The sequence below is a fragment of the Pseudomonas sp. KH_040 genome (assembly GCF_057839305.1).
The window spans coordinates 1,321,370-1,344,877 of record NZ_CM174487.1; the positions used below are offsets into that span (position 1 = coordinate 1,321,370).

19 protein-coding genes are annotated in these 23,508 nt (G+C 59.0%); 16 read left to right on the forward strand and 3 right to left on the reverse strand.

The window, feature by feature from the left end:
* Positions 1–59 precede the first annotated feature (59 nt).
* The 8 genes from dnaE to ispD all read left to right on the forward strand — a co-directional run bounded on the left by dnaE (position 60) and on the right by ispD (position 11,487).
* Positions 60–3,581, forward strand: coding sequence for a DNA polymerase III subunit alpha (gene dnaE, locus AC3IUF_RS05765; protein ID WP_007908844.1), 3,522 nt, complete (start codon positions 60–62; stop codon positions 3,579–3,581).
* A 139-nt stretch (positions 3,582–3,720) separates the two neighbouring features.
* Entirely contained in the window at positions 3,721–4,668 is a 948-nt protein-coding gene (locus AC3IUF_RS05770) for an acetyl-CoA carboxylase carboxyltransferase subunit alpha (RefSeq protein WP_007908843.1), read from the forward strand.
* 132 nt (positions 4,669–4,800) lie between these two features.
* Complete coding sequence (tilS, locus tag AC3IUF_RS05775) at positions 4,801–6,129, forward strand: tRNA lysidine(34) synthetase TilS (RefSeq protein ID WP_489280609.1); 1,329 nt, start codon at positions 4,801–4,803, stop codon at positions 6,127–6,129.
* Positions 6,130–6,403: 274 nt separating this feature from the next.
* Positions 6,404–8,035 (forward strand): CTP synthase, encoded by a 1,632-nt coding sequence (gene pyrG / locus AC3IUF_RS05780; protein ID WP_007908841.1) that lies wholly within the window; start codon positions 6,404–6,406, stop codon positions 8,033–8,035.
* 5 nt (positions 8,036–8,040) lie between these two features.
* On the forward strand, positions 8,041–8,886 hold the full coding sequence (gene kdsA / locus AC3IUF_RS05785; protein WP_007908840.1) for a 3-deoxy-8-phosphooctulonate synthase: 846 nt from the start codon (positions 8,041–8,043) through the stop codon (positions 8,884–8,886).
* Positions 8,887–9,043: 157 nt separating this feature from the next.
* The gene (gene eno, locus AC3IUF_RS05790) at positions 9,044–10,333 is read left to right on the forward strand and encodes a phosphopyruvate hydratase (protein WP_007908839.1); all 1,290 of its coding nucleotides are present in this window, start codon (positions 9,044–9,046) and stop codon (positions 10,331–10,333) included.
* A 171-nt stretch (positions 10,334–10,504) separates the two neighbouring features.
* On the forward strand, positions 10,505–10,783 hold the full coding sequence (gene ftsB / locus AC3IUF_RS05795) for a cell division protein FtsB (protein ID WP_007908838.1): 279 nt from the start codon (positions 10,505–10,507) through the stop codon (positions 10,781–10,783).
* Positions 10,780–11,487, forward strand: coding sequence for a 2-C-methyl-D-erythritol 4-phosphate cytidylyltransferase (gene ispD / locus AC3IUF_RS05800; protein ID WP_007908837.1), 708 nt, complete (start codon positions 10,780–10,782; stop codon positions 11,485–11,487). The genes ftsB and ispD overlap by 4 nt, the downstream gene beginning before the upstream one ends.
* 87 nt (positions 11,488–11,574) lie before the next feature.
* Here ispD and AC3IUF_RS05805 read toward each other — a convergent pair whose 3' ends face one another.
* Positions 11,575–12,471 carry a LysR family transcriptional regulator gene (locus AC3IUF_RS05805; RefSeq protein ID WP_007908836.1) on the reverse strand — a complete coding sequence of 299 codons (897 nt, stop codon included), beginning with the start codon at positions 12,469–12,471 and terminating at the stop codon, positions 11,575–11,577.
* Positions 12,472–12,587: 116 nt separating this feature from the next.
* Here AC3IUF_RS05805 and AC3IUF_RS05810 point away from each other — a divergent pair, with 116 nt between their 5' ends.
* The 8 genes from AC3IUF_RS05810 to rpoS all read left to right on the forward strand — a co-directional run bounded on the left by AC3IUF_RS05810 (position 12,588) and on the right by rpoS (position 19,806).
* On the forward strand, positions 12,588–13,700 hold the full coding sequence (locus AC3IUF_RS05810; RefSeq protein WP_007908835.1) for an S-(hydroxymethyl)glutathione dehydrogenase/class III alcohol dehydrogenase: 1,113 nt from the start codon (positions 12,588–12,590) through the stop codon (positions 13,698–13,700).
* A gap of 65 nt (positions 13,701–13,765) precedes the next feature.
* The gene (gene fghA / locus AC3IUF_RS05815) at positions 13,766–14,611 is read left to right on the forward strand and encodes an S-formylglutathione hydrolase (protein WP_095112506.1); all 846 of its coding nucleotides are present in this window, start codon (positions 13,766–13,768) and stop codon (positions 14,609–14,611) included.
* A 44-nt stretch (positions 14,612–14,655) separates the two neighbouring features.
* A complete protein-coding gene (gene ispF, locus AC3IUF_RS05820) occupies positions 14,656–15,129 on the forward strand; it encodes a 2-C-methyl-D-erythritol 2,4-cyclodiphosphate synthase (protein ID WP_034149878.1) in 474 nt (157 codons plus the stop codon).
* Positions 15,126–16,184 carry a tRNA pseudouridine(13) synthase TruD gene (truD, locus tag AC3IUF_RS05825; protein ID WP_007908832.1) on the forward strand — a complete coding sequence of 353 codons (1,059 nt, stop codon included), beginning with the start codon at positions 15,126–15,128 and terminating at the stop codon, positions 16,182–16,184. The genes ispF and truD overlap by 4 nt, the downstream gene beginning before the upstream one ends.
* Positions 16,172–16,921 (forward strand): 5'/3'-nucleotidase SurE, encoded by a 750-nt coding sequence (surE, locus tag AC3IUF_RS05830; RefSeq protein ID WP_007908831.1) that lies wholly within the window; start codon positions 16,172–16,174, stop codon positions 16,919–16,921. The genes truD and surE overlap by 13 nt, the downstream gene beginning before the upstream one ends.
* A gap of 41 nt (positions 16,922–16,962) precedes the next feature.
* A complete protein-coding gene (locus AC3IUF_RS05835; RefSeq protein WP_171057346.1) occupies positions 16,963–17,598 on the forward strand; it encodes a protein-L-isoaspartate(D-aspartate) O-methyltransferase in 636 nt (211 codons plus the stop codon).
* Positions 17,599–17,810: 212 nt separating this feature from the next.
* Entirely contained in the window at positions 17,811–18,692 is an 882-nt protein-coding gene (locus AC3IUF_RS05840) for a peptidoglycan DD-metalloendopeptidase family protein (RefSeq protein ID WP_007908829.1), read from the forward strand.
* A 106-nt stretch (positions 18,693–18,798) separates the two neighbouring features.
* Complete coding sequence (gene rpoS / locus AC3IUF_RS05845) at positions 18,799–19,806, forward strand: RNA polymerase sigma factor RpoS (RefSeq protein WP_007908828.1); 1,008 nt, start codon at positions 18,799–18,801, stop codon at positions 19,804–19,806.
* Positions 19,807–20,333: 527 nt separating this feature from the next.
* Here rpoS and fdxA read toward each other — a convergent pair.
* Positions 20,334–20,657, reverse strand: coding sequence for a ferredoxin FdxA (gene fdxA / locus AC3IUF_RS05850; RefSeq protein ID WP_007908827.1), 324 nt, complete (start codon positions 20,655–20,657; stop codon positions 20,334–20,336).
* Positions 20,658–20,820: 163 nt separating this feature from the next.
* A complete protein-coding gene (gene mutS / locus AC3IUF_RS05855) occupies positions 20,821–23,403 on the reverse strand; it encodes a DNA mismatch repair protein MutS (RefSeq protein ID WP_489280614.1) in 2,583 nt (860 codons plus the stop codon).
* Between the last annotated feature and the right edge of the window lie 105 nt (positions 23,404–23,508).

Here is a 23,508-nt window from a genome sequence, read left to right on the forward strand (position 1 = left end):
TGTTCGAGGCCCGGTACAATCCGGGCCTTGTTGTCTCTATGTAACTGGACAGGATCACTATGCCGGCTTCATTCGTTCATCTACGCCTGCACACTGAATACTCCCTGGTCGACGGGCTGGTGCGGATCAAGCCGCTGGTCAAGGCGCTGACCGCCATGAACATGCCGGCGGTCGCGGTCACCGACCAGAACAACATGTGTTCTCTGGTCAAATTCTATAAAAACACCATGGGCGCCGGCATCAAGCCGATTTGCGGCGCCGACCTGTGGCTGTCGAACAAAGACCCGGATGCACCGCTGAGTCGCATCAGCCTGTTGGTGATGAACGCCAAGGGCTATCGCAACCTCACCGAGTTGATCTCGCGCGGCTTCATCGAAGGCCAGCGCAACGGCATGATCATTGTCGAGCGTGAGTGGGTTGCCGAAGCCAACGAAGGCCTGATCATGCTGTCCGCCGCCAAAGAAGGCGAGATCGGCATGGCCATGATCGGCGGCAATCCGGCCGAAGCCGAAGCCCTGACGCGCGAATGGATGGCGGTGTTCCCGGATCGTTTCTATCTGGAAATCCAGCGCACCAATCGTCCTAACGATGAAGAGCAACTGCACGGTGCCGTAGCGCTTGCCGACAAACTGGGCGCGCCGCTGGTGGCAACCAACGACGTGCGCTTCATCAAGCAGGAAGACTTCGCCGCCCACGAAACCCGCGTGTGCATCGGTGAGGGCCGTGCCCTCGACGATCCGCGCCGTTCGAAGAATTACAGTGATCAGCAATACCTGAAAAGCGCCGAGGAAATGATCGAGCTGTTCAGCGATATTCCCGACGCGATTGAAAACACCGTCGAGATCGCCAAGCGCTGCAACATCGAAGTGAAGTTGGGCACGCACTTTTTGCCCAACTTCCCGATCCCCGATGGCATGACCATCGATGAGTATTTCCGCAAAGTGTCCTTCGACGGTCTCGAAGAACGCCTGGCGGTACTGCTGCCCAAAGACACCACCGAAGACTACGAAGCCAAGCGCCAGGTCTATGTCGATCGCTTGAATTTCGAGCTGGATATCATCATCCAGATGGGCTTCCCCGGTTACTTCCTGATCGTTATGGACTTTATCCAGTGGGCCAAGAATAACGGCGTACCGGTAGGTCCTGGCCGGGGGTCGGGTGCCGGTTCGCTGGTGGCCTACGTGCAGAAGATCACCGACCTCGATCCGCTGGAATACGACCTGCTGTTCGAACGTTTCCTTAACCCGGAACGGGTCTCCATGCCCGACTTCGACGTCGACTTCTGCATGGACGGTCGTGACCGCGTGATTGATTACGTGGCCGAAAAATACGGCCGCAACGCGGTAAGCCAGATCATCACCTTCGGTTCCATGGCCGCCAAGGCTGTGGTGCGTGACGTGGCGCGGGTACAGGGCAAGTCTTACGGTCTGGCCGATCGTCTGTCGAAGATGATTCCGTTCGAAGTCGGCATGACCCTGGAAAAAGCCTACGAACAGGAAGAGATCCTGCGTGACTTCATCAAGGTCGATGAAGAGGCGGCGGAAATCTGGGAGATGGCGCGCAAGCTCGAAGGCGTTGTGCGTAACGTCGGTAAACACGCCGGTGGTGTGGTTATCGCGCCGACCAAGCTGACTGACTTCTCGCCGATCTATTGCGACGAGGCCGGTGACGGTCTGGTAACCCAGTTCGACAAGGACGATGTTGAAGCGGCCGGTCTGGTGAAGTTCGACTTCCTCGGTCTGCGGACCCTGACAATCATCGACTGGGCGCTGAAAACGATTAACCGCGACCGCGCCAAGGTCAACGAGCCGCCGCTGGATATCGCGTTTATCCCGCTGGACGACAAACCGACGTACTCGTTGTTGCAGAAAGCTGAGACCACTGCGGTATTCCAGCTTGAATCGCGCGGCATGAAAGAGCTGATCAAAAAGCTCAAGCCCGACTGCCTGGAAGACCTGATCGCACTGGTGGCCCTGTTCCGTCCAGGCCCGCTGCAGTCCGGCATGGTGGACGACTTTATCAACCGTAAGCACGGTCGCGCCGAACTGGCGTACCCGCACTCGGATTACCAGTACGAAGGGTTGAAGCCGGTTCTGGCGCCGACTTACGGCATCATCCTGTATCAGGAACAGGTGATGCAGATTGCCCAGGTTATGGCCGGTTACACCCTCGGTGGTGCGGACATGCTCCGTCGGGCGATGGGTAAGAAAAAGCCTGAGGAAATGGCCAAGCAGCGCGGCGGTTTCATTGAAGGTTGCGCGACCAACAATATTGACGCCGACCTCGCCGGTAACATTTTCGACCTGGTTGAAAAATTCGCCGGTTACGGCTTCAACAAATCCCACTCCGCCGCCTACGGCCTGGTCTCGTACCAGACTGCGTGGCTGAAAGCTCACTACCCGGCGCCGTTCATGGCCGCGGTACTGTCGGCGGATATGCACAACACCGACAAGGTCGTGACCTTGATCGAAGAAATTCGCACCATGAAGCTGCGTCTCGACGCGCCGGATGTGAATACTTCGGAGTTCAAGTTCACGGTGAACGACGATGGCCGCATCGTCTATGGTCTCGGCGCGATCAAAGGCGTCGGCGAAGGCCCGGTTGAGGCGATCACCGAAGCGCGTCAGGCCGGTCCGTTCAAGGATCTGTTCGACTTCTGCGCCCGTGTCGACCTCAAGCGCATCAACAAACGTACGCTGGACGGCCTGATCCGCAGCGGTGCGCTGGATCGTCTGGGCCCGTACTTCCACGACGAGCAAAAGGCTTACCAGGCCAATATCGACCGTAACCGTGCCGTGCTGCTGGCGGCGATGGAAGAGGCGATCAAGGCGGCCGAACAAACCGCGCGCACCCACGACAGCGGCCATGCCGACCTGTTCGGCGGGCTGTTTGTCGAGGAAGACGCCGATGTTTATGCGTCCCATCGCAAGGCCAAGGAGCTGACCCTCAAGGAACGTCTCAAAGGTGAGAAAGACACCTTGGGACTGTACCTGACCGGTCACCCGATCGACGAATACGAAGGTGAAATTCGCCGTTTCGCCCGCCAGCGCATCATCGACCTGAAACCGGCGCGCGACACGCAGACCGTGGCCGGGATGATCATTGCCCTGCGCGTGATGAAGAACAAGAAGGGCGACAAGATGGGCTTCATCACCCTCGACGACCGCTCAGGGCGGATCGAGGCTTCCTTGTTTGCCGATGCGTTCCACTCTGCGCAATCGTTGTTGCAGACCGACGCGATGGTGGTGGTCGAAGGCGAAGTCAGCAACGATGACTTCTCCGGTGGTCTGCGCCTGCGGGTCAAGCGCGTGATGAGCATGGAAGATGCGCGCACCAACCTCGCCGAGAGCCTGCGCCTGAAGCTGCAAACCCAGGACCTGAAAGGCGATCAGCTACGCTGGTTGGGTGATTTGCTCAAGCGTCATCGCGGCGCGTGCCCGATCACCATGGAGTACACCAGCCCGGATGCGAAGACCTTGCTGCAGTTCGGCGAGACCTGGCGAATTGATCCGGCGGATGCGTTGATTCAAGCCCTGCGTGACCAGTTCGGGCGAGACAACGTCTTCCTCCAATACCGTTGACCGGCAAGTGCCATCATTGCGCTTGCCCGCAACCTGAATTTTTAATCTCGACCTCAGCGCGCCTCTCCCTTAAGGTAGGGCGCGAATAGACAACCGGCCGGCCCAAGCTCATTTGGGACACGACCCAAGACGGACGCCTATGAACCCGAATTTTCTAGATTTCGAACAGCCGATCGCCGACCTGCAAGCCAAGATCGAAGAGTTGCGCTTGGTCGGTAATGACAATTCGCTGAATATCGGCGATGAGATCTCCCGCCTGCAGGACAAAAGCAAAACGCTGACCGAAGACATCTTCGGCAAGCTGACCAGCTGGCAGATCGCACGCCTGGCGCGTCACCCGAAACGCCCGTACACCCTCGACTACATCGAGCACATCTTCACCGAGTTCGACGAACTGCACGGCGACCGTCACTTCTCTGACGACGCGGCCATCGTTGGCGGCATCGCCCGTCTGGAAGACCAGCCGGTGATGGTCATCGGTCACCAGAAGGGCCGTGAAGTGCGCGAGAAGGTACGCCGCAACTTCGGTATGCCGCGTCCGGAAGGCTACCGCAAGGCTTGCCGCCTGATGGAAATGGCCGAGCGTTTCAAAATGCCGATCCTGACCTTCATCGACACCCCGGGCGCCTACCCGGGTATCGACGCTGAAGAGCGCAACCAGAGCGAAGCAATTGCCTGGAACCTGCGCGTGATGTCGCGCCTGAAAACGCCGATCATCGCTACCGTTATCGGTGAGGGTGGTTCCGGTGGTGCACTGGCGATCGGCGTCTGCGATCAGCTGAACATGCTGCAATACTCGACCTACGCGGTGATCTCGCCGGAAGGTTGCGCTTCGATTCTGTGGAAAACCGCGGAAAAGGCGCCGGATGCGGCTGAAGCGATGGGCATTACTGCCGAGCGTCTGAAAGGTCTGGGCATTGTCGACAAGGTGATTGGCGAGCCACTGGGCGGCGCTCACCGTGACCCGGCGGCTGCGGCGGCTTCGATCCGTGCCGAACTGAGCTCGCAACTGGCGATGCTGAAGAAGTTCGATAACGAAGCGCTGTTGAAGCGTCGTTATGATCGGCTGATGAGCTACGGTCTCTAAGTCGAACGCAGTCCCCTTGTAGGAGTGAGCCTGCTCGCGATCGCGGTGTAACATTCAACCAATGTGTTGGCTGTCACTCCGCGATCGCGAGCAGGCTCACTCCTACATTTGTTTTGGGGCAAAGAGTTAGATATGGGTCCGTCCATGATTGATTTGCCTTCCCGGCTGTTGCTCAACCTTGAGCCTTGGCGCAATGCCGCTCATTGGCGCATCGCCTTCTCTGGTGGTCTCGATTCCACCGTCCTGCTGCATCTGCTTGCCTCTCTGGCAAAATCTGAATCCCTCCCTGCGCTAAGCGCTGTTCATATCCATCACGGCCTACAGGCTGCGGCTGATGCGTGGCCACAACACTGCCAGTCTGTCTGCGATGCGCTGGGGGTGCAGTTGCTGATTGAACGCGTGACGGTGCAAGCGGGCGCAAGCTTGGAGCGCGCGGCCCGGGATGCGCGGTACGCCGTGTTCGGTTCACTGACGCAAGCCAATGACGTGTTGCTTACTGGCCAGCATCGCGATGATCAGGCGGAAACGCTGCTGTTCCGGTTATTACGTGGCGCCGGTGTGCGCGGATTGTCCGGGATGCCGACGCGGCGGCCAGTGGGGCAGGGCACGCTGGTTCGTCCGTTGCTGGAAATCTCCCGGGCCGAACTGGAAGCGTATGCGCAGGCTCATCAATTGCGCTGGATTGAAGACCCATCAAATGAGGATCGGCAATTCTCGCGCAACTATCTGCGCCATCAGGTCATGCCGCTGCTGACCGGGCGCTGGCCGCAGGCGCAGGCGAGCATGGTCCGCAGCGCCGCGCATCTGCGTGAGGCCCAGGGACTGCTCGATGAGTTGGCGCAGATTGATCTGGCTCAAGCCGCCACCGCTCATGAATTCGAATGGCTGGGATTGCCGTCGCTGGAACTGGCACCCCTCGCCGCACTGTCCGCGGCCCGCCAACGAAACGCGATCAGCCATTGGCTCGAGCCCTCCACACAACTGCCCGATACTGACCATTGGTCGGGATGGACGGATCTGTGCGCGGCCGCTCACGATGCTTCACCCGTCTGGCGGCTGGCTGAGGGCGAGCTGCACCGTAGCGCCGGTCGAGTGTGGTGGCTGAGCGGCAACTGGTTGCGCAAGCCAGTGATCGGTGCCGACTGGCAAGCGCCGTCGTCAGCGCTACGCTTGGCCGATAATGGCCGTGTCATGTTCAGCGGGCAGGCGCCTTCCGGGCCTTTGCAGATTCGCTATCGTCAGGGCGGCGAAGTCATGCACCTGGCGGATCGCGGTCACCGCGATCTCAAGCGCCTGCTCAATGAGCGCGCGGTGCCGGGCTTCGTCCGTGGCAGATTGCCGCTGCTGTTTCGCGGTGATGAATTGCTCGCGGTGGCGAACCTGCCGGGACTTGATGGACCTGTGCAGGGCGGCTGGAAATTGCATTGGCTGCCAACAGACGAAGATCAAGGTTTGAGCTGAAAGGAGCATTCCGGTAGACTACGCTCCCTTCTTGATACAACTTCTGTGGATTCGCCTGAATTGCAGGAGTTGCCGATTACCAAGCAGTCTTTGCTGGGCGATTCCAAAAAATGTGTAGCGAGCAACGTACCGGTGTTTCACCTGCCGGTCTGTCCCAACGCGGCGGTTTTTTTGAAAGGTGCACTGTGATTAATGCAGGTGATCGGGGGCTTCGGCCTTCCTTCGCTTTCCCCGGCGGCTCGTACCGCTTTAACGCAGACTTCTAGGGTTTTTCATGACGCGCTACATATTCGTCACGGGCGGTGTTGTTTCTTCATTGGGGAAAGGCATTGCATCGGCTTCATTGGCAGCCATCCTGGAGGCGCGGGGACTTAAGGTCACCATGCTGAAGCTGGATCCGTACATCAACGTCGATCCGGGCACGATGAGCCCGTTCCAGCACGGTGAAGTGTTCGTCACCCACGACGGCGCCGAGACCGACCTGGACCTTGGCCACTACGAGCGGTTCATCCGCACGACCATGACCCAGAACAACAACTTCACCACCGGCCGTGTCTACGAACACGTGCTGCGCAAAGAGCGCCGTGGTGACTACCTGGGTGCGACCATCCAGGTGATCCCGCACATCACTGACGAAATCAAGCGCCGCATCATCAAAGGTGCCGGTGACGCTGACGTGGCGATGGTTGAAATCGGTGGCACCGTCGGTGACATCGAGTCGCAACCGTTCCTCGAAGCCATCCGTCAACTGCGTTTCGAAGTCGGCGCCAAGCGCGCGATGCTGATGCACCTGACGCTGGTGCCGTACATCGCCACCGCTGGCGAAACCAAGACCAAACCAACTCAGCACTCGGTAAAAGAGCTGCGTTCGATCGGTCTGCAGCCGGACGTGCTGGTGTGCCGTTCCGATCACCCGATCGACATCTCGTCGCGTCGCAAGATCGCCCAGTTCACCAACGTTGAAGAGCGTGCGGTAATTGCGCTGGAAGACGCCGACACCATCTACAAGATCCCGGGCATCCTGCACTCGCAGGGTCTGGACGATTTCGTCGTTGAGCGTTTCGGTCTGCAATGCGGTAGCGCTGATCTGTCCGAGTGGGAAGCGGTGGTTGATGCCAAGCTGAACCCGGAACACGAAGTGACCATCGCCATGGTCGGCAAGTACATGGAGCTGCTGGACGCCTACAAATCGCTGATCGAAGCGATGAGTCATGCCGGCATCAGCAACCGCACCAAGGTCAACCTGCGCTACATCGACTCCGAAGACATCGAAAACCAGGGCACTGCGCTGCTCGAAGGTGTCGACGCGATCCTCGTACCGGGCGGCTTCGGTCTGCGTGGCGTGGAAGGCAAGATCACTGCCGTTCAGTACGCTCGCGAAAACAAGGTTCCATACCTGGGTATCTGCCTGGGTATGCAAGTGGCGGTCATCGAGTTCGCCCGTAACGTGATGGGCTGGAAAGACGCCAACTCCACCGAGTTCGATCGCGCCAGCGGTCATCCGGTTGTCGGTCTGATCACCGAGTGGGAAGACGCGACCGGTGCCGTTGAAGTGCGTACCGAATCGTCTGATCTGGGCGGCACCATGCGTCTCGGCGCTCAGGACTGCCTGCTCGAAGCCGGCTCCAAGGTGCACGACTGCTACGGCAAGGATGTGATCGTCGAGCGTCACCGTCACCGTTACGAAGTGAACAACAACCTGCTGCCACAACTGATCGAAGCCGGCCTGAAAATCTCCGGTCGCTCCGCTGACGCGGCGCTGGTTGAAGTGGTTGAAGCGGCCGATCACCCTTGGTTCGTCGCTTGCCAGTTCCACCCTGAGTTCACCTCGACACCACGCGATGGCCATCCGCTGTTCAGCGGTTTTGTCAAAGCAGCGTTGGCTCAACACCAGAAGAAGGCTTAATCCCGATGGCACAGAAGATCATCCGCGTCGGCGACATCGAAATTGCCAACGACAAACCCATGGTGCTGTTCGGCGGCATGAACGTGCTGGAAAGCCGTGACATGGCCATGCAGGTTTGCGAAGAGTACGTGAAAGTCACCGAGAAACTCGGTATCCCTTACGTGTTCAAGGCCAGTTTCGACAAGGCCAACCGTTCTTCTGTGACCTCCTATCGCGGTCCTGGCCTGGAAGAGGGCATGCGCATCTTCCAGGACATCAAACAAGCCTTTGGCGTACCGATCATCACCGACGTCCACGAGCCTGAACAGGCCGCGGTCGTCGCTGAGGTCTGCGACATCATCCAGCTACCGGCCTTCCTGTCGCGCCAGACCGATCTGGTCGTCGCGATGGCCAAGACCAATGCTGTGATCAACATCAAGAAAGCCCAGTTCCTCGCGCCTCAGGAAATGAAACACATCCTGAACAAGTGCGTGGAAGCGGGTAACGATCAATTGATCCTCTGCGAGCGTGGTTCGAGCTTCGGCTACAACAACCTCGTGGTCGACATGCTCGGCTTCGGCATCATGAAGCAGTTCGAGTACCCGGTATTCTTCGACGTGACCCACGCGCTGCAAATGCCGGGTGGTCGTGCCGACTCCGCAGGCGGTCGCCGTGCACAGGTTCTGGATCTGGCCAAGGCGGGCATGAGCCAGTCGCTGGCGGGTCTGTTCCTCGAAGCGCATCCGGATCCGGACAACGCCAAATGCGACGGCCCTTGCGCCTTGCGTCTGGACAAACTGGAGCCATTCCTGGCCCAGCTCAAAGCTTTGGACGAACTGGTGAAGAGTTTTCCGACGGTAGAAACCGCGTAAGCCTCAATTCTCCGGTAAAGTACCGCACGATTTGTCGCTCATGCCCTCGGGCATGAGCGTTATCGTCTGCAAGTCTGCCCGCTGCACACCCCTTGCCGACGGTAAAAAGATTTCCTCTAGCTGCGTCGTTTTCGTCAACTTTGGAGTGTTTACAACAATGGCAAAAATCGTCGACATCAAAGGTCGTGAAGTTCTCGACTCCCGTGGCAATCCCACCGTGGAAGCGGACGTGCTTCTCGACAACGGCATCATCGGCAGCGCTTGCGCGCCGTCCGGTGCATCCACTGGCTCGCGTGAAGCGCTCGAGCTGCGTGATGGCGACAAGAGCCGTTACCTGGGCAAGGGCGTGCTCAAAGCGGTAGCCAACATCAACGGTCCGATCCGCGATCTGCTGCTGGGCACCGACCCAAGCGACCAGAAAGCCCTGGATCACGCGATGATCAAGCTCGACGGTACCGAAAACAAGGCAACTCTGGGCGCCAACGCCATCCTCGCTGTGTCTCTGGCTGCGGCCAAGGCTGCTGCGCAGGACCAGGACCTGCCGCTGTACGCACACATCGCCAACCTCAACGGCACTCCGGGTGTTTACTCGATGCCGGTACCGATGATGAACATCATCAACGGTGGCGAGCACGCCGATAACAACGTCGACATCCAGGAATTCATGGTGCAGCCGGTTGGCGCCAAGTCGTTCTCGGAAGGTCTGCGCATGGGCACCGAGATTTTCCATCACTTGAAAGCTGTGCTGAAGGCTCGTGGCCTGAGCACTGCCGTTGGCGACGAAGGCGGTTTCGCACCGAACCTGGCGTCCAACGAAGACGCGCTGAAAGTAATCTCCGAAGCTGTGGCCAATGCCGGTTACAAACTGGGCACCGACGTGACTCTGGCCCTGGACTGCGCGGCCAGCGAATTCTACGAAGACGGCAAGTACAACCTGTCCGGCGAAGGCCAGGTGTTCACCGCTGAAGGTTTCGCTGACTACCTGAAAGGCCTGACTGAACGTTACCCGATCATCTCGATCGAAGACGGTCTGGACGAGTCCGACTGGGCTGGCTGGAAAATCCTCACCGACAAGATCGGCGAGAAGGTTCAATTGGTGGGCGACGACCTGTTCGTGACCAACACCAAGATCCTTAAAGAGGGCATCGATAAAAACATCGCCAACTCGATCCTGATCAAGTTCAACCAGATCGGCACCCTGACCGAAACCCTGGAAGCCATCCAGATGGCCAAGGCAGCCGGTTACACCGCAGTGATCTCGCACCGTTCCGGCGAAACCGAAGATTCGACCATTGCCGACCTGGCTGTGGGTACTTCGGCTGGCCAGATCAAGACCGGTTCGCTGTGCCGTTCCGACCGCGTTTCCAAGTACAACCAACTGCTGCGTATCGAAGAGCAGTTGAATGGCAAGGCCAAGTACAACGGTCGCAGCGAGTTTCGCGGCTAAGTACAAATCGATGGAAGGACACCGGATTGTGTCGAAAAAGTCGTGACAGCGATGGATTTGCCACTAATCTGATGCCTTAACAGCACAAGCCTGGGTCTTCCAGGCTTCGTGCTATCAGATGCTTCAAAGTTTTGGCGTGGCTGTCTTTTTTCACTGGATACCTGATATTCGATGCGCAGTCCTTACTGGTTGTTTCTCGTTTTGCTCTTGCTACTGGCCGGTCTGCAATACCGCCTGTGGGTGGGCAATGGCAGTCTGGCGCAAGTTGCCGAGCTGAATCAGCAGATTGCTGATCAACACGCCGAGAACGAAGGTTTGCTGGAGCGTAATCGCGTGATGGACGCTGAAGTCAGTGAGTTGAAAAAGGGCATGGAGACCGTTGAAGAGCGGGCTCGTCACGAACTGGGCATGGTCAAGGACGGCGAAACCCTTTACCAGTTGGCCCAATGATCAATTCCCTGCCGGCCTTCTGGGCCGTGATTCCTGCCGCGGGCGTCGGTGCCCGAATGGCCGCGGACCGTCCCAAGCAATATCTGCAATTGGGCGGGCGCACAATTCTCGAACACAGCCTCGGCTGTTTCCTCGATCACCCAAGCCTTAAAGGACTGGTGGTCAGTCTTGCGGTTGATGATCCTTACTGGCCGAACCTGGCGTGCGTCAGCGATCCGCGCATTCAGCGGGTTGAAGGCGGGGCCGAGCGTTCTGGTTCGGTGCTCAATGCCTTGCTGCACTTGCATGCGCAGGGTGCCGATGATGAAGATTGGGTGCTGGTGCACGATGCGGCACGACCGAATCTGAGTCGCGAAGATCTCGACAAGTTACTCGATGAACTGGCGGATGATCCGGTCGGCGGTTTGCTCGCCGTCCCTGCGCGCGACACGTTGAAGCGCGTCGACAAGCACGGTCGGGTGCTGGAAACCGTCGATCGCAGCGTGATCTGGCAGGCGTATACGCCGCAGATGTTTCGCCTCGGCGCGTTGCATCGGGCGTTGGCGGACAGTCTGGTGGCGGATGCGCTGATTACTGATGAAGCTTCGGCGATGGAGTGGGCCGGTCTCAAGCCGCGACTGATTGAAGGGCGGGCGGATAACCTCAAGGTGACCCGGCCTGAAGATCTCGAATGGTTGCGTCAGCGTTGGGCGAATCGCCGCTAAAAGATCAAAAGATCGCAGCCTTCGGCAGCTCCTACATGGGTTCGCATGCCTTTGTAGGAGCTGCCGAAGGCTGCGATCTTTTGCTTTTCAACCTCGATATTCCGGCCGCTCAGCCAATCCCTCCTTCAAAAAATCCACCAACTTGCGCACCTTCGGCGACAAATGCCGCTGCTGCGGATACAGCGCCCACACCGCCGTGTTCGGTGGCTGGTGCGCCTCCAGCAAGGAAATCAACGCGCCACTGTGCAGATGCTCCAGCACGTAATAGTCCGGCAACTGACACAGCCCGACCCCCTGCAACGCCGCATCCAGCACTGCTTGCCCACTGTTGCAGCGCCAGTTGCCCTGCACCCGTTGGGAAAACTCCCGGCCGTTTTGCTCAAGCTGCCAGATGTCCGAGCTGCCGATCAGGCAATTATGTCGGCTCAATTCCGACAGGCTGTGTGGGCGGCCGTACCGCTCAACGTAGGACGGTGAAGCGCAGAGAAACATTCGCCGTGGCGCCAGGCGTGTCGCGACCAGCCGCGAGTCCTGCAAGCGACCGAGACGAATCGCCAGGTCCAATCCTTCATGCACCAGGTCGAGTTGGCGATTGCTCAGTTCGATATCGATGCGCAGCTGCGGATAAAGCCCCATGAACCGCGTTACCAGCGGCACGATAAAGCGTTCGCCGTAAGCCACGGCACAGGTCATGCGCAGCATGCCTTTCGGCTCACTGGTCAGGTCGCCCACCGCACGCAGGGCTTCTTCGCGACCATCCTGCAAGCGTTGGCAATGTTGCAGAAAGGTCTGCCCGGCCTCGGTCAGTGTCACGCGCCGGGTACTGCGATAGAGCAGGCGCGTCTGCAAACGCTCTTCGAGTCGGACGATTTGGCGACTGATGTGCGAGGACGAAACCCCAAGACGTTCGGCAGCGGCGGTGAACTGGCTGCATTCGGCGACGGCGACGAACTCGTCGATGCCTTCCCAGCGGTTTTCGGACATGGGGATTATCCCTGTATGGCAATAATGTTTTGCTTTTGTCCGGATTATTCATCGTAAAGCCATGTATTACACTCCTTGTCTGGTTTTTTATTCATTGGATTCACTGGAGAGTCAGCATGATCAAGTCGCGCGCCGCCGTTGCCTTCGAGGCCAAGAAGCCGCTGGAAATCGTAGAAGTCGATGTCGCCATGCCCAAGGCCGGCGAAGTGTTGCTGCGCGTGGTGGCTTCCGGGGTTTGCCACACTGACGCCTACACCCTGTCCGGTGCTGATCCGGAAGGCATCTTTCCGTCGATCCTTGGCCACGAAGGTGGCGCGATCGTTGAAGCCATCGGCGAGGGCGTAACCTCGGTTGCGGTGGGCGATCACGTGATTCCGCTGTACACCCCGGAATGCGGCCAGTGCAAATTCTGTAAGTCGGGCAAGACCAACCTGTGTCAGGCAATTCGCGCCACTCAGGGTAAAGGTTTGATGCCGGACGGCACTTCGCGCTTTTCCTACAAGGGCGAAACGATTTTCCACTACATGGGCACTTCGACGTTCTCGGAATACACCGTGTTGCCGGAAATATCCGTGGCCAAGATCTCCAAGGACGCGCCACTGGAAAAGGTTTGCCTGCTGGGCTGCGGCGTCACCACCGGTATCGGCGCAGTGCTCAACACCGCCAAGGTCAAACCGGGTGACACCGTGGCCATCTTCGGTCTCGGCGGCATCGGTCTGTCAGCGGTGATCGGCGCGGTGAAAGCCAAGGCTGCGCGCATCATTGCCATCGACATCAATCCGGCCAAGTTCGAAATCGCCAAGCAACTCGGTGCAACCGACTGCGTAAACCCGAAAGACTTCGATCGTCCGATCCAGGAAGTGATCGTCGACATGACCGATGGCGGCGTCGACTTCTCCTTCGAATGCATCGGCAACGTGCAACTGATGCGCGCCGCCCTTGAGTGCTGCCACAAAGGTTGGGGTGAGTCGGTGATCATCGGTGTGGCCGGTGCCGGCCAGGAAATCGCGACCCGTCCGTTCCAGTTGGTGACCGGTCGCGTCTGGCGCGGTTCGGCGTTCGGCGGCGTGCGCGGTCGTACCGAGTTGCCAAGCTACGTCGACATGGCCCAGAGCGGCGAAATCCCGCTGGATACGTTCATCACCCACACCATGGGCCTGGAAGACATCAACAAAGCGTTCGATCTGATGCACGAAGGCAAGAGCATTCGTACCGTCATTCATTTCTGATCAATCGTGGCGACATGGCTACAAGTCTTGAAGGCTTGTGGTCGTGATCACGTAGGAGTCTTCATATGAATCTGGAAAACATCTCCTGTCAGAAGAGTTTCGGCGGTTGGCACAAGCGCTATCGCCATCGCTCTGACGTGCTCGGTTGCGACATGGTGTTCGCCGTCTACCTGCCACCGCAGGCTGAGCAGGGCGGCAAGCTGCCAGTGCTGTATTGGTTGTCAGGCCTGACCTGCACCGATGAGAACTTCATGCAGAAGGCCGGCGCGATGCGCATGGCTGCCGAACTGGGTTTGATCATTGTTGCGCCGGACACCAGCCCGCGCGGCCCCGATGTCCCGGGTGATCCGGACAACGCTTGGGATTTCGGCCTTGGCGCCGGGTTCTATCTGAATGCCACCCAGGAACCTTGGTCGCGCCACTATCGGATGCATGACTATGTCGTGCAGGAATTGCCTTCACTGGTTGAAGCGCATTTCCCCGCTTCGGACAAACGCAGCATCAGCGGCCACTCCATGGGCGGTCACGGTGCGTTGGTCTGCGCATTGCGAAACCCGGGTCGCTATCAATCGGTGTCGGCGTTCTCGCCGATCAACAACCCGATGGATTGCCCATGGGGGCAAAAGGCGTTCTCCCGTTACCTGGGCGAAGATCGTTCGAAGTGGAAAGAGTGGGATGCCTGTGCGCTGATCGCCGAGGCCCACGAAAAACTGCCGCTGCTGGTCGATCAGGGTGATCGCGACGACTTCCTCGCCACTCAGCTCAAACCCGAAGCCTTGCAACAAGCAGCAAAACAAGCGGGCCATCCGCTGACATTGCGTCTGCAACCGGGCTACGACCACAGCTATTTCTTCATCTCAAGCTTTATAGACGACCACTTGCAGCATCACGCACGCGCCCTGCGCGGTTAATGCAGGTAGAATCACGCCCTGACAAAAATCGGGGCGTTTTTTTTATGCGTATTGGCCACGGCTATGATGTGCACCGTTTCGCTGAAGGCGATTTCATTACTCTGGGCGGCGTGCGTATCGCACACAGCTTCGGGCTGCTCGCTCATTCCGACGGTGACGTTTTGCTGCACGCCTTGAGCGATGCCTTGCTCGGCGCTGCGGCGCTGGGTGATATCGGCAAACACTTCCCGGACACCGACCCGCAATTCAAGGGCGCCGACAGCCGTGCGCTGCTGCGTCATGTGGTCGCGCTGATCCATGCCAAGGGCTGGAAAGTCGGCAACGTCGACAACACCATCGTTGCCCAGGCGCCGAAAATGGCCCCGCATATCGAATCGATGCGCGCGCTGATCGCGGCGGATCTTCAAGTTGAGTTGGATCAAGTGAACGTGAAAGCTACCACCACCGAAAAGCTTGGCTTTGTCGGTCGCGAAGAAGGCATCGCCGTGCACTCCGTTGCCTTGTTGCTGCGCGCATGAATGAACTGCAATTGCTCGGCCCGCGTGCCTATGGCGAAGCTCTCGGCAGCGCGATACTAAAAGCCATCGCCGAAGATTTTCAGGTCGATGAAGTGCTCGACATCCCGTTCAGCGGCGACGGCGAGCACTTGTGGATCTGGGTCGAAAAACGCGGCCTCAACACTGAAGAAGCCGCACGGCGTATTGCCAAGGCTGCCGGCGTGCCGTTGCGCACCGTCAGCTATGCCGGGCTGAAGGATCGTCAGGCGCTGACCCGTCAGTGGTTCAGCGTGCAACTGCCGGGCAAGGCCGATCCGGATCTGTCAGCGGCGGAAAACGACACGCTGAAGATCCTCAAGACCACCCGGCACAAGCGCAAGCTGCAACGCGGTGCGCATTCGGCCAACGGTTTCACCTTGCGCCTGACTCAGTTCACTGGCGACAAAGACGCGATTGAACAGCGTCTGCAACTGATCGCCAAACAGGGCATTCCCAATTATTTCGGCGCCCAGCGTTTCGGCCATGACGGCGGCAACGTCGTTGATGCGCGTGCGTGGGCGGCGCGCAAGGCTTTGCCGGAGCAGCGCAATGTGCGCTCGCGCCTGCTCTCGACCGCGCGCAGTTTTCTGTTCAACAAAGTGCTGGCGGCGCGTGTTGCCGATGGTACTTGGCAAAAAGCTCAGGTCGGCGATCTGCTGGCGTTCACCGACAGCCGCAGTTTTTTCCCGGCCGGAGAAGCTGAATGCAGCGACCCGCGTCTGGCGATTCTCGATCTGCATCCGACCGGTCCACAGTGGGGCGAAGGTGACTCGCCGACCGCAGGTGTTGTCCATGAACTGGAGCAGGGGATCGCCGCCGATGAAGCAGAGCTGCGCGATTGGTTGGTTCATGCCGGCATGAGCCACGAACGTCGCATCCTGCGGCTGCCCATTGGCGGGTTGACGTGGCATTATCCCCAGCCTGACATTCTGCAACTGGAATTCGTCCTCCCGGCCGGATGCTTCGCCACCGTATTGGTGCGCGAACTCGTTGATCTGGTGCCGGTGGGGCAGACGGACAGCCCATGCGTATTCTGATTTCTAACGACGATGGGGTAACCGCACCCGGTCTTGCCGCGCTCTATGCTGCGCTGGCGGATTACACCGAGTGCGTGGTTATCGCCCCGGAGCAGGACAAAAGCGGCGCCAGCAGTTCGCTGACGCTCGACCGTCCGCTGCACCCGCAATACCTTGCCAACGGCTTTATCAGCCTCAACGGCACACCGACCGACTGCGTGCACCTGGGCCTGAACGGCCTGCTGGAACGCGAGGCGGACATGGTGGTTTCCGGCATCAACCTCGGCGCCAACCTTGGCGATGACGTGCTGTATTCCGGGACAGTGGCGGCCGCTCTTGAGGGACGTTTCCTCGAGCGTCCGTCGTTTGCTTTTTCGCTGGTCTCACGGCAGGTGGATAATCTGCCGACGGCGGCGTACTTTGCGCGCAAACTGGTTGAAGCCCATGCCGGGCTCGACCTGCCGCCGCGCACGGTGCTCAACGTGAATATTCCCAACCTGCCCATCGATCACATTCGTGGCATCCAGCTGACCCGACTCGGCCATCGCGCCCGCGCGGCCGCGCCGATGAAAGTGGTCGATCCGCGTGGCAAGGCCGGTTACTGGATCGCTGCCGCCGGCGATGCCGAGGATGGCGGCCCCGGCACCGACTTTCATGCGGTGATGCAAGGTTATGTCTCCATCACGCCGTTGCAGCTTGATCGCACCTTCAATGATGCCTTCAGAAGTCTCGATGGCTGGCTGGAGGGACTGCGCTGATGGCCCGTGAACACGAAGACAGGCTGCGCAGCGGCATCGGTATGACCTCGCAGCGTACCCGTGAACGTCTGATCCAGCGCCTGTACGAAGAGGGCGTGTCCAACGCCAAGGTGCTGGAAGTGATTCGGCGTACGCCGCGTCATCTGTTCGTCGATGAAGCGCTGGCACATCGCGCTTACGAGGACACGGCGCTGCCGATCGGCAATAACCAGACCATTTCCCAGCCTTATATGGTGGCGCGCATGAGCGAGCTGCTGTTGGAGGCGGGACCGCTGGATAAAGTGCTGGAGATCGGCACCGGTTCCGGTTACCAGACCGCGGTGTTGTCACAACTGGTCGAGCGAGTGTTCTCGGTCGAGCGGATCAAGGTGCTGCAGGACCGCGCCAAGGAACGCCTGGTCGAACTTAACCTGCGCAATGTGGTGTTCCGCTGGGGCGATGGCTGGGAAGGCTGGCCGGCGCTGGCGCCGTATAACGGCATTATCGTCACCGCCGTGGCCACCGATGTTCCGCAAGCCTTGCTCGACCAATTGGCTCCGGGCGGGCGCATGGTGATTCCGGTGGGTTCCGGAGAAGTGCAGCAATTGTTGCTGATCGTGCGTGAGGAAAACGGCTTTTCCCGGCATGTTCTGGGGGCTGTTCGTTTCGTGCCGTTGCTCAATGGGCCGCTGGCCTGAGCATTTGTTTACGCACGCTGAATTCCTTTCGTTCGCCTGTGTCTTACTCCGGCAGCGATGGTTTAAACGCAGCAGATTGTCAGCTTGCAAACGTGTGCGCGAAGCGATTTCGCTTCATTAAAGGTAAAGCCGATCCGGCCCGTTATACTTGCGACACCTCATGCCGACATCCGGCATTTCACATTTTTCAGCCACCACAAAGGGAGCGGCGGGTGAGTCTCACAGTCATTGCGCAGCGTATGGGTAACACGAGCTTTCAGCGCCTGGTGACTGGCCTTGTCTTGAGCACCTTGCTGGTCGGTTGCTCCAGCACCAAATCGAGCAATGTGCGGGTGGTCGATCGCAATAATGCGGTGGCCCAGCGGCCTACCGTGACGACCGGACAGTATGTAGTCCGTCCCGGCGATACGATGTTTTCGATCGCGTTTCGCTACGGCTGGGACTACAAAGCCCTCGCGGCCCGGAACAATATTCCTACGCCGTACACGATCCATCCGGGTCAGACGATTCGCTTCGATGGCCGCACCGGTTCAACGCCGACGGCGGTGGTCGGCAACAGCAGTTCTTCGCCTTCTTCTTCGAGTAAAACCACGGTAATCCGGCGCCAGGCAAATGGCACGACGACCACCACAACCACCGGTTCTACTGGCGGTTCTGCGGGTGTTGCACCGTCCGTCGCCAACAAGCAAGCGCCCGCGCCACTGCCTCCGGCAGGCCCGGCCCCGACCGGCTGGGGATGGCCATCTAATGGCATTCTGATTGGAAAATTCTCTTCAAACGGTAGTTTGAATAAAGGAATTGATATCGCCGGAGATTTGGGACAGCCTGTTTTAGCTGCGTCTGATGGGACGGTGGTATACGCCGGGAGTGGCTTAAGGGGCTACGGCGAATTAGTCATCATCAAACACAGCGAAACCTACGTCAGTGCCTACGGACATAACCGCAGGCTGTTGGTTCGGGAGGGACAGCAGGTCAAGGTCGGACAGACAATTGCCGAAATGGGGTCAACGGGTACAGACCGGGTGAAACTGCATTTTGAGATTCGCCGCCAAGGTAAACCTGTGGATCCGCTGCAGTTCCTGCCAAGACGTTGATTTGTAAGCCAGCCTGTTCCGTCACGTAGAGGGGACAGGCTCCAGCGCTGCCAAGGATAAAGGCGTCGCTTGAGCTTGGGGTCGAACTCACCAAAGGACTATAACAATGGCTCTCAGTAAAGAAGTGCCGGAGTTTGACATCGACGATGAGGTTCTCCTTATGGAGACCGGCATCGATTCGGATTCGATGTCGAATGATGAAGGGGCTGCTCCACCTTCCGTTCGTTCCAAATCCAAACACTCCGCTTCACTTAAACAACATAAGTACATCGACTACACGCGTGCACTTGATGCCACGCAGTTGTATCTCAACGAAATCGGCTTTTCCCCATTGCTCTCCCCGGAGGAAGAAGTTCATTTTGCGCGCTTGTCGCAAAGTGGCGATCCGGCCGGGCGCAAGCGCATGATTGAAAGTAACCTGCGGCTGGTGGTCAAAATCGCCCGGCGTTACGTCAATCGGGGGCTGTCGCTGCTGGATCTGATCGAAGAGGGCAACCTCGGGCTGATCCGGGCGGTGGAAAAGTTCGATCCCGAGCGCGGCTTCCGCTTCTCGACCTATGCAACCTGGTGGATTCGTCAGACCATCGAGCGCGCGATCATGAATCAGACCCGGACCATCCGGTTGCCGATCCATGTGGTCAAGGAGCTCAACGTGTACCTGCGGGCTGCACGGGAGCTGACGCAAAAGCTCGACCACGAACCTTCACCCGAAGAAATCGCCAACCTGCTGGAAAAACCGGTGGGCGAGGTCAAGCGCATGCTGGGCCTGAACGAGCGGGTTTCTTCGGTCGACGTCTCGCTGGGTCCGGATTCGGATAAAACCCTGCTGGACACCCTTACCGATGATCGTCCGACCGATCCGTGCGAACTGTTGCAGGATGACGACCTGTCGCAGAGCATCGATCAATGGCTGTCGGAGCTGACCGACAAGCAGCGCGAGGTGGTTGTACGTCGCTTCGGCCTGCGCGGTCACGAGAGCAGCACGCTGGAAGACGTAGGCCTGGAGATCGGCCTGACCCGGGAACGGGTGCGGCAGATTCAGGTAGAAGGCCTCAAGCGCCTTCGTGAAATTCTTGAGAAGAATGGCCTGTCGAGCGAGTCGCTGTTCCAGTAAGCGCCTCTCACGTCCGCCCGCAGAAAGCCCCGACTGGTTCGGGGCTTTTTGTTGGCCTGGATTTGGTGGCTGTCCCTTACAACGCTGTTGATTGCCGGACGTACGGTTGGCAATTCCATCGTTTGTAGTCTCGCGGTGTAAGCCTTGGCTTACTCTTTCGTAGGTGTTCACTATTTTTACAGGACGGCAGACGTCGATTATTCTCGGCGTGGCTATTTAACTTATTGATTTATATATTTATTTTTTAATGTGAAGTGCTTATTACAGCGCTTCTACGGTCTCAGGGCCGATTGCTCTCGCCGGGGAATTCTCTAGTATCTGGGTTGTGTCGACGGACAGACACGCCCTTCAAGGATGAGGGGAACGGACATCGCAGGACGCGATTCATCAGGACGATGAAAAGGAATACAGGGAATAGGGAAAAAATGTGGGCGGGTCATACCGCCCCTTTTTTCGCCCGCAGAAAAGCAGAACACAGAAAAGCAAAAAGGCCCGCGAGGGGCCTTTTCATTCGAGCGCGGGGCAGATCAGCGTTCGAGGTCTTTGATCTTGCCTTTGACGCCGTCCCACTCTTCGGCATCCGGCAGCGATTCTTTCTTCTCGGTGATGTTCGGCCAGATTTCAGCCAGCTCAACATTGAGTTGAATGAACTCCTGCATCTCTTCCGGAACTTCGTCCTCGGAGAAGATGGCTACGGCCGGGCATTCCGGTTCGCACAGGGCGCAGTCGATGCACTCATCCGGGTGAATCACCAGGAAGTTCGGGCCTTCGTAAAAGCAGTCCACCGGACAGACTTCTACGCAGTCGGTGTACTTGCACTTGATGCAGTTGTCGGTGACGACGAAGGTCATTTCTAATTTTCTCCTCAGGCGGCGGCAGCGTTGCCCCTTCACGGTTGGGGTCGCCAGGTTCGGGAGCGATACCTGCTGGCCAGGCTATTAGCCAGCAGCATCCCAAACCGCGCGAGATTCTAACAGCTTGAAGCCGTTTGCGTTATATCCGCTTCTTCAGTGCTTATATCCGGTTCTTCAATGCATAGAGCATTTCGAGCGCACGACGCGGGGTCAGGTCATCCAGATCCAGTTTAGCCAGCTCATCGAGTACCGGATGCGGCAGGCTGGCGAACATGTCGCTTTGCTGTGGCGTCGCCGGTTTGCCCTTGGCCGCAGGTTTCGGCGCTTCATGCGGCAACGCGGTTTCTTCCAGTCGGCTCAAGTGCTCGCGGGCACGCACGATCACTTCACTCGGCACGCCGGCCAACTGCGCCACTGCCAAGCCATAACTCTGGCTGGCAGGGCCGGGCAGCACGTGGTGCAGGAACACGATGCGTTCGTTGTGCTCGGTGGCGTTGAGGTGGACGTTGGCCACCAATGGCTCGGCTTCCGGCAACACGGTCAGTTCAAAGTAGTGTGTAGCGAACAGTGTGTAGGCGCGCAAATGAGCCAGGCGCTCCGCCGCAGCCCACGCCAGCGACAGACCGTCGAAGGTGCTGGTGCCGCGACCGACTTCGTCCATCAGCACCAGGCTGCGCTCGGTGGCGTTGTGCAGGATGTTGGCGGTCTCGCTCATTTCAACCATGAAGGTCGAACGGCCGCCCGCGAGGTCATCGCTGGAACCGATGCGGGTGAAAATGCGATCGACCAGCGACAGTTCGCAACTGGCGGCCGGCACGAAGCTGCCGATATGCGCCAGCAGCACGATCAGTGCGGTTTGGCGCATGTAGGTGGATTTACCACCCATGTTCGGGCCGGTGATCACCAGCATGCGCGTGTTGTCATCCAGACTGAGGTCGTTGGCCACGAACGGCGTGGTCAGCACCTGCTCGACCACCGGGTGACGACCCTGGGAGATGCGCATGCACGGCTCGCTGACGAAACGTGGGCAGTTCAGGTCGAGGTTCAGCGCGCGCTCGGCGAGGTTGCTCAACACGTCGAGTTCGGCCAGTGCGCCAGCGGTGTCCTGCAACGGTGGCAATTGGCTGATCAGGTCTTCCAGCAGCGCTTCGTAAAGCATCTTCTCGCGTGCGAGGGCGCGGCTCTTGGCCGACAGCGCCTTGTCTTCGAATTCTTTCAGTTCCGGCGTAATAAAGCGTTCGGCGCCTTTCAGCGTCTGCCGACGAATGTAATCCGCTGGCGCCGATTCGGCCTGCTTGCTCGGCAGTTCGATGAAGTAGCCGTGAATGCGGTTATAGCCAACTTTCAGGTGGCTCAGGCCTGTGCGGGCTTTCTCGCGGGCTTCCAGATCGATGAGGAACTGACCGGCGTTTTCGCTCAGCGATTGCAGCTCGTCGAGTTCACTGTCGTAACCGGTTTTCAGCACGCCGCCGTCACGGATCACCGCAGGCGGGTTGTCGATAATGGCTTTTTCCAGCAACGCCGCCAGTTCCGGGTAAGTGCTGGTGGTGGTCGCCAGACCTTGCAGGTGCGGCGCTTCCAGATCGGTCATTGCCACTTGCAGTTCAGGCAGTGCGCCAAGGGCGTCGCGCAGCCGTGCGAGGTCACGAGGACGCGCGTTGCGCAGGCCGATCCGCGCGAGAATCCGCTCGATGTCGCCGATTTCCTTGAGCTGCGGTTGCAGTTTTTCGAAACGGTAGCGATCGAGCAGGCAAGTGATCGAGGTCTGACGCGCCAGCAGCACGGTCAGATCGCGCAGCGGACGGTTCAGCCAACGGGTCAGCAAGCGGCTGCCCATGGCGGTCTGGCAGCGATCGACGACCGATTGCAGGGTGTTATCGCGGCCACCGGCCAGATTGGTGTCGAGTTCGAGGTTACGACGGCTTGCACCGTCCAGCACCACGGTGTCATCCAGACGTTCGTGGCGCAGGCTGCGCAGGTGAGGCAGGGCGGTGCGCTGGGTTTCCTTGGCGTAGGCCAGCAGGCAACCGGCAGCGCCGATGGCCAGGCTCAGGTTCTCGCAGCCGAAGCCTTTCAGGTCCTGAGTAGAAAACTGTTGGCAAAGACTTTTCAGTGCTGAATCACGCTCGAAATCCCACGGCGCACGACGGCTGACGCCACGGCGTTTTTCCGCTGGCAGGTCCCTTGGCCAGTCATCCGGGATCAGCAACTCCACCGGATTGATCCGCTCCAGTTCCGCCAGCAGATTTTCCCAGCCTTTGATTTCCGACACGCTGAAGCTGCCGCTGGTGATGTCCAGCACGGCCAGACCGAACAGACGCTCATCACCCAACAGCGCAGCGATCAGGTTGTCGCGGCGCTCGTCGAGCAGCGCCTCATCACTGACCGTACCCGGCGTGAGGATTCGTACGACCTGACGTTCAACCGGGCCTTTGCTGGTCGCTGGATCGCCGACCTGCTCGCAGATCACCACCGATTCGCCGAGCTTGACCAGTTTCGCCAGATAGCCTTCCGCCGCGTGGTAAGGAATCCCGCACATCGGAATCGCCTGTCCCGCCGACTGCCCGCGCGCGGTCAGGGTGATGTCGAGCAACTTGGCAGCCTTCTTTGCGTCTTCGTAGAAGATCTCGTAGAAGTCGCCCATGCGGTAGAACATCAGCTGATCCGGGTGCTGATTCTTCAGGCGCCAGTACTGCTGCATCATCGGAGTGTGGGAGGACAGGTCGGAGACGGCTTTATTCATCGGATTGTCAGGCAACTCGTTAAAAGATGTAGGGCAAAAGCGGGGGCATCGGCCAGGCTTTCGCGCGATGGGCGCAAGGTTACCATGGGCAGTCTGCCGGACGCA